Origin of the sequence: Methylobacterium sp. WL18 (assembly GCF_008040015.1) — a bacterium.
Taxonomy (GTDB): domain Bacteria; phylum Pseudomonadota; class Alphaproteobacteria; order Rhizobiales; family Beijerinckiaceae; genus Methylobacterium; species Methylobacterium mesophilicum.
Map to the genome: position 1 here is coordinate 1 of NZ_VRVD01000298.1, position 5,618 is coordinate 5,618.

The window sequence follows — 5,618 nt, forward strand, 5'->3', positions numbered from 1 at the left end:
CCGCGGTGCCGAGCGCCGGCGGCTCGCCGTCGCCGTTGCGCTGGCGCCAGAGCGCCTGGAGCGTGTCGGTGGTCCGGGTGGTGTTCTCGCGCAGGTCGAGGCGGACCGTGGAGAAGCGGAAGATCTCGACCATGCGGCGGACCGGCCGGACCAGGTCGCGGCCGAGCGCCCCGCACTTCGCGTCGTCCAGCCCGCGCTCCAGGGTGCGCAGGTCCTCGATCAGGCCGTCGGCGCTGGCGTAATCGGGGCCGGACGGGTGCTGGCCCTCGTTGCGGGCGATGGTCGCGTCGAGCTTGCGCAGGACGCAGGTGAGATACTGGCGATACGGCTCGCCGGGGTTGCGCCGGGCGATGGCCCGGGCCTGCCCGCTCTCGGCGAGCTGTCGGTCGAGCTCCCGGCGGAACGTTTCCGGCAGCGGCAGCGCGCGCTCGGTGAGCGAGAGCGTCCGGCCGAGCTCGTGCACGCCGTCGCGGTAGCGGTTGAGCGAGGCCAGCGCGTTGCGGTGCAGGGCCTGCCGGGTGACCGCCGCGGTGACGTAGGGATTGCCGTCCCGGTCGCCGCCGATCCACGATCCGAACTGGAAGAACGGCGGCACCCGGAACTGCGTGCCGGGATAGGCCTCGGCCAGGGACTCCTCCAGGGTGTCCATGGTCTCGGGCAGCATCTCGAACAGGGTCTCGTCGAAGAAGTGCAGCCCCCAGGCGACCTCCCGCTCGACGGTGGCCTTCTCCAGGTGCAGCTCGCCGGTCATCCAGACCAGCTCGATCTGATCGCGCAGCTCGTTCATGAGCCCGTTGCGCTCACGATCCGTCCAGCGCGGCATCTCCAGCTCGCGCAGCACCAGGTAGATCCGCCGGAACTTCTCCAGCACGGTCACCCGCTTGCCCTCGGTCGGATGCGCGGTGAGCGTCGGCCGGATGCGCAGGTCGCTGAGCAGCGCCTGGATCTTTTCGGGTGGGATGCCCTGGGCGCGGGCGTCCGAAAACACCTTGGCGAAGGAGCCGCTGAGCGAGGCCCGCCCCTCCGTCCGCTCGACGTGGCGACGGCGCCGCATCGCGGTGTTCTGCTCGGCGATCGAGATCAGGTGGAACCAGATGCCCTGCACCTGGAGCGCGCGCGCCAGCATCTCCGGCGAGAACCGCGAGATGTCGGCCGTGCCGTGCAGCACCGCCTCGAGATCGGGGTCGTGCCGGCGGGCGACGTCGAGCAGGGCCTGGAACAGGATGTCGAGGGCCTGCTCGGCCGCGGTGCCGGTGATCACCGGAGGCGCGAAGGCGCTGGCCTCGGCGAGGCCGGGCGATGCGTGGAGGGTACGGGTCATGGAGCCACCTCGTGGCGCACGTTTTTGAGAAGCCGCCGCGATATCCCCTCCCCCCTCTGCGGGGGAGGGTGGCCCCCGAAGGGGGTCGGGAGAGGGGAGCGACGGTGCCGGAGAGGTCGCGACGGGCTTCGCATCCTGAAGCGTCGCGCTGCCCCTCTCCCGCCCCGCAACCGCGGGGCACCCTCCCCCGCAGAGGGGGGAGGGGTAAGAAGGCTACGCCGCCCGAGCGAGCACGTCGGCCACAGTCTGGCCGAAGGAGCCGGGATCCGGCGCCACGGTCAGGCCGTAGGAGCGCATGATCTCGGCCTTCTCGGCGGCGCTATCGCCGGCCGCCGAGATGATCGCCCCGGCATGGCCCATGCGGCGGCCCTTCGGCGCCGTGAGCCCGGCCACGAAGCCGATCACCGGCTTCGACATGTTGTCCCGGATCCAGGCCGAGGCCTCGGCCTCCTGCGGGCCGCCGATCTCGCCGATCATCAGCACCGCGTCCGTGTCCGGGTCGGTCTCGAACAGGGCGAGGTGGTCGAGGAACGACGAACCGTTGATCGGGTCGCCGCCGATGCCCACCGAGGTCGAGATCCCCAGACCCAGCTCCTTGAGCTGCGAGGCGGCCTCGTAGCCCAGCGTCCCCGAGCGGGAGATCACCCCGACATTGCCCTTGAGGTAGATGTGGCCGGGCATGATCCCGAGCATCGCCTTGCCGGGCGAGATGATGCCGGCGCAGTTCGGGCCGACCACCATGGTGCGGCGATCCCGCGGGTAGCGCATCAGGTAGCGCTTCACCCGCATCATGTCCTGGGCCGGGATGCCGTCGGTGATCGAGCAGACCAGCCGCAGGCCGGCATCGGCCGCCTCCATGATGGCGTCGGCCGCAAACGGCGGCGCCACGAAGGTGATCGAGGTGGTGGCGCCGGTGGCGGCGACCGCCTCCTTGACGGTGTTGAACACCGGCAGGCCGAGATGCGTGCGGCCGCCCTTGCCCGGCGTGACGCCGCCGACGACGTTCGTGCCGTATTCGAGCATCTCCTTGGCGTGGAAGGTGCCCTTGTCGCCCGTGATGCCCTGGACGATGATCGGGGTGGTCTCGTCGATGAGGATGCTCATGGCGTGGTGTCCCCTCAGCGGTTCTTCTTGGCGGCGTCGCAGGCGTCGACCGCCTTGCGGGCCGCGTCCGACAGGGTGTCGGCGGTGATCAGGTCGAGGCCGCTGTCGGCCAGGATCTTCTTCCCCGCCTCGACGTTCGTGCCGGCGAGGCGCACCACCAGCGGCACGTCGATCTTGACCTCCCGGGCGGCCTGGATGACGCCCTCGGCAACCCAGTCGCAGCGGTTGATGCCGGCGAAGATGTTGACCAGGATCGCCTTCACGTTGCGGTCCGAGAGCACCAGCCGGAACGCCGTGGCGACCCGCTCCGGGGAGGCGCCGCCGCCGACATCCAGGAAGTTCGCCGGCTCACCGCCCGCGTGCTTGATCATGTCCATGGTCGCCATGGCGAGCCCGGCGCCGTTGACGATGCAGCCGATCTCGCCCTCCAGCCCGATATAGCTGAGGTTGTGCTCGGCGGCCTGCGCCTCGCGGGGATCGCCCTGCGACGGGTCGTGCATGTCGGCGATGCCCGGCCGGCGGAACATCGCGTTGTCGTCGAAGGACATCTTGGCATCGAGGGCCAGCACCCGGTCGTCCTTGGTGACGACCAGCGGGTTGATCTCGAGCATCGTGCCGTCGCAGTCGCGGAACGCCCGGTAGGCGTTCATGATGGTCTTCACCGCGGCCGAGACCTGCTTGATGTTCAGGCCGAGCTGGAAGGCGATCTCCCGGGCCTGGAACTGCTGCAGGCCCACCGCCGGCTCGACGACGACCTGGATCAGCGCCTCCGGCTCGTTGGCGGCGATCTCCTCGATGTCCATGCCGCCGCGCTGGCTGGCGATGACGCGTACGCGCTCGGCCTTCCGGTCCAGCACGTAGCCGAGGTAGAGCTCGCGCTCGAACGGGTCGGCGGTCTCGACGTAGACGCGCTGGACCGGCTTGCCCTCGGGGCCGGTCTGGAGCGTGACCAGGCGCTTGCCCAGCAGCTCCTTGGCGGCGTCGCGGACCTCGTTGTAGGTCCGGCACAGCTTGATCCCGCCGGCCTTGCCGCGGGCGCCGGCGTGGATCTGGGCCTTCACGGCCCAGAACGAGCCGCCGAGTTCGGTGGCGGCGTAGACCGCTTGATCCGGGCTGAACGCGATGGCGCCCTTCGGGACCGCCACACCGAAGCTCGCTAGCAGCTCCTTGGCTTGGTACTCGTGGACGTCCATTCGGCGCCTCCTCCGCGGTCGTTGCCGCCGTTTGACGCTGTCTACTTTAGTTGAGTGAGAAGATTACGCCCGTCAAATTTTTTGATCCGCGGGTTCAGGTCGGCTTTTTCGCGGATGCGGTAGGAATCGCATCCACTATCGCAGCGCAGCATCGCAGAAAAACAGCGAGGCCGGGCGCGTGATGCACCCGGCCTCGACTGTCGAACCACTTGCGTCCGCCACGGCGGACGCGGCGCGTTTCAGTTCACCTTGACCTTCACCACCTCGTAGACCTTCTCGCTCAGCGCGCCTGCCTCGCCGAGCAGGCTTTCGAGTTCCTGGAGCCGCTCGTCGGCGAACGCCCGGTCCTCGAGTCCCTTGGCGTTGACGTAGACGTTGAGCGCCGCGCTGCGCAGGCCGGCATAGGCCGACAGCACCGCCACGCCGGCATCCGAGACCACGTTGAGATTGCCCTTCTCGGCGGTGATCGCCGCGAGGTCGATGACCGTGCGGCAGGCCCGGCAGCAGGCGAGCGGCACGTCGGTGGCGGTCCGGAGCGCGGTCTGGATCGCCGCGGCGCGGGCCGCCTTCTCGTCGTCGGTGCCCTTGGGCAGGCCGTAGGCGCCCATCACGGCGTCGAACGCCTGGACGTCCTCGCCGATCATGCCGGTGAGCACGACCCGCAGGCCCTCCGACCGGGCGAGCACGTCCTTCAGTTCGGCCTCGACCTCGACGTACTTCTTCTTGCCGATGGTCAGGTTGCAGACCATCGACACCAGGGCCGCCCCCATCGCGCCGGAGATCGCGGCCGCGCCACCGCCACCGGGGGTCGGGGCGGCGCTCGCGAGCTCCGTCAGGAAGGTCTGGATGGTCGCCGTCTCGGGCGCCTGCTGCGTGTCCGACATGGGCGTCCCTCCCGTCAGGCCATCTTCTTGGCGAGCGCGTAGATCTCCTCGGCATCGAGCACCTGCTCGGTGCTCTCGAAGAGCTGGCCCACGCAGGCCCGGTGCAGCTTGAGCTTCAGGCCGCCGATGCCGAGGGCGCCGAACGCCTTCTTGCCGTTGCGGTCCTTGCCCTTGTCCATCACATCGATGCCGCCGACGCCGGTCGGGGGCTGGGCGTTGTAGTCGGCCACGAACTCGATCGCCGAGTCCTGCGCCCAGGCGGCCTCCGGCAGCAGCTCGACGCCGATGGCGCCGGCGGTGAACACGAGGTTCTTGCCCTTCACGAGCGCGATACGCGAGGCCTCGTCGGGGGTCGCGGCGGCCTTCACGTTGACCTTGAAGCGCTTGTTGATCTGCTCGGCGGCGGCCTGGGTCTTGTCCAGCGCGCGGCCCGCGATGGTCACGTCCGCACCCTCGCCGGCCAGCAGCGCGGCCGAGCGCATGCCCACCGGGCCGGTGCCGGCCAGGACGACGGCGGACTTGCCCTGGAGCGAGCCGGCGGCCTTGGCCACCAGGGCGACGCCCGCGGCGGCCGTGGTGTTGGAGCCGTTCGAATCCAGCATGCACGAGACCCGGAACGGGCCGAAGAAGCGCTTCTTGACGGCGGTGAACAGTTCCTCGCCGGCCGCCATGCTGCCGCCGCCGACGAAGATCGCCGTCGACTTCTTCTCGGAGCCGCCGCGGGTGTAGATCGTGCCGTCGACCAGGGCGCCGACGTTCTCGGGGGTCACGCCGCCGTAGCCGGTGATGTGGTCGGCGCCGCCGTCGTAGCCGACCACCGTGTCGAACACGTTCGGCATCGCATCGGTGTCGAACAGGAACAGCAGCTTCTTTGTCATGCTTTTTGGACCTTATCCGTCGCGCCGGTGCGGCGCCGTCGTGATGGTGTCTCGATCCGTTCCCAATCTTGAGGGGAGCGGACGACCTAAATGTAAGAAACCGGATCCGCGCGTCTCCCTCCCCTCTGCGGGGGAGGGTGGGCCGGCCGTCAGGCCGGGTCGGGAGAGGGGAGCCCGGCTTCAAGATAAGGCAGAGCAGGTGTGAGGGCCGGAGCTTTCTCCTGCACCGCCGCTCCCC

5 protein-coding genes are annotated in these 5,618 nt (G+C 69.7%); all 5 read right to left on the reverse strand.

Annotated features, from left to right (window positions below):
- Positions 1-1,321, reverse strand: a 1,321-nt coding sequence (locus FV228_RS18865; protein WP_147856024.1) for a phosphoenolpyruvate carboxylase, incomplete at its 3' end; no start/stop codon positions are given.
- A 213-nt stretch (positions 1,322-1,534) separates the two neighbouring features.
- Positions 1,535-2,425 (reverse strand): succinate--CoA ligase subunit alpha, encoded by an 891-nt coding sequence (sucD, locus tag FV228_RS18870; RefSeq protein WP_147856025.1) that lies wholly within the window; start codon positions 2,423-2,425, stop codon positions 1,535-1,537.
- A 14-nt stretch (positions 2,426-2,439) separates the two neighbouring features.
- On the reverse strand, positions 2,440-3,618 hold the full coding sequence (locus tag FV228_RS18875) for a malate--CoA ligase subunit beta (RefSeq protein WP_147856026.1): 1,179 nt from the start codon (positions 3,616-3,618) through the stop codon (positions 2,440-2,442).
- 239 nt (positions 3,619-3,857) lie between these two features.
- A complete protein-coding gene (fchA, locus tag FV228_RS18880; protein WP_147856027.1) occupies positions 3,858-4,502 on the reverse strand; it encodes a methenyltetrahydrofolate cyclohydrolase in 645 nt (214 codons plus the stop codon).
- Positions 4,503-4,516: 14 nt separating this feature from the next.
- Positions 4,517-5,380: an NADP-dependent methylenetetrahydromethanopterin/methylenetetrahydrofolate dehydrogenase gene (locus FV228_RS18885; RefSeq protein ID WP_147856028.1), complete on the reverse strand. Its 864-nt coding sequence runs from the start codon at positions 5,378-5,380 to the stop codon at positions 4,517-4,519.
- Between the last annotated feature and the right edge of the window lie 238 nt (positions 5,381-5,618).

Excerpts from the sequence above, each read along its gene's own strand:
- sucD (WP_147856025.1), bottom strand. The coding sequence starts at position 2,425 with ATGAGCATCCTCATCGACGAGACCACCCCGATCATCGTCCAGGGCATC.
- FV228_RS18875 (WP_147856026.1), bottom strand. The coding sequence starts at position 3,618 with ATGGACGTCCACGAGTACCAAGCCAAGGAGCTGCTAGCGAGCTTCGGT.
- fchA (WP_147856027.1), bottom strand. The coding sequence starts at position 4,502 with ATGTCGGACACGCAGCAGGCGCCCGAGACGGCGACCATCCAGACCTTC.
- FV228_RS18885 (WP_147856028.1), bottom strand. The coding sequence starts at position 5,380 with ATGACAAAGAAGCTGCTGTTCCTGTTCGACACCGATGCGATGCCGAAC.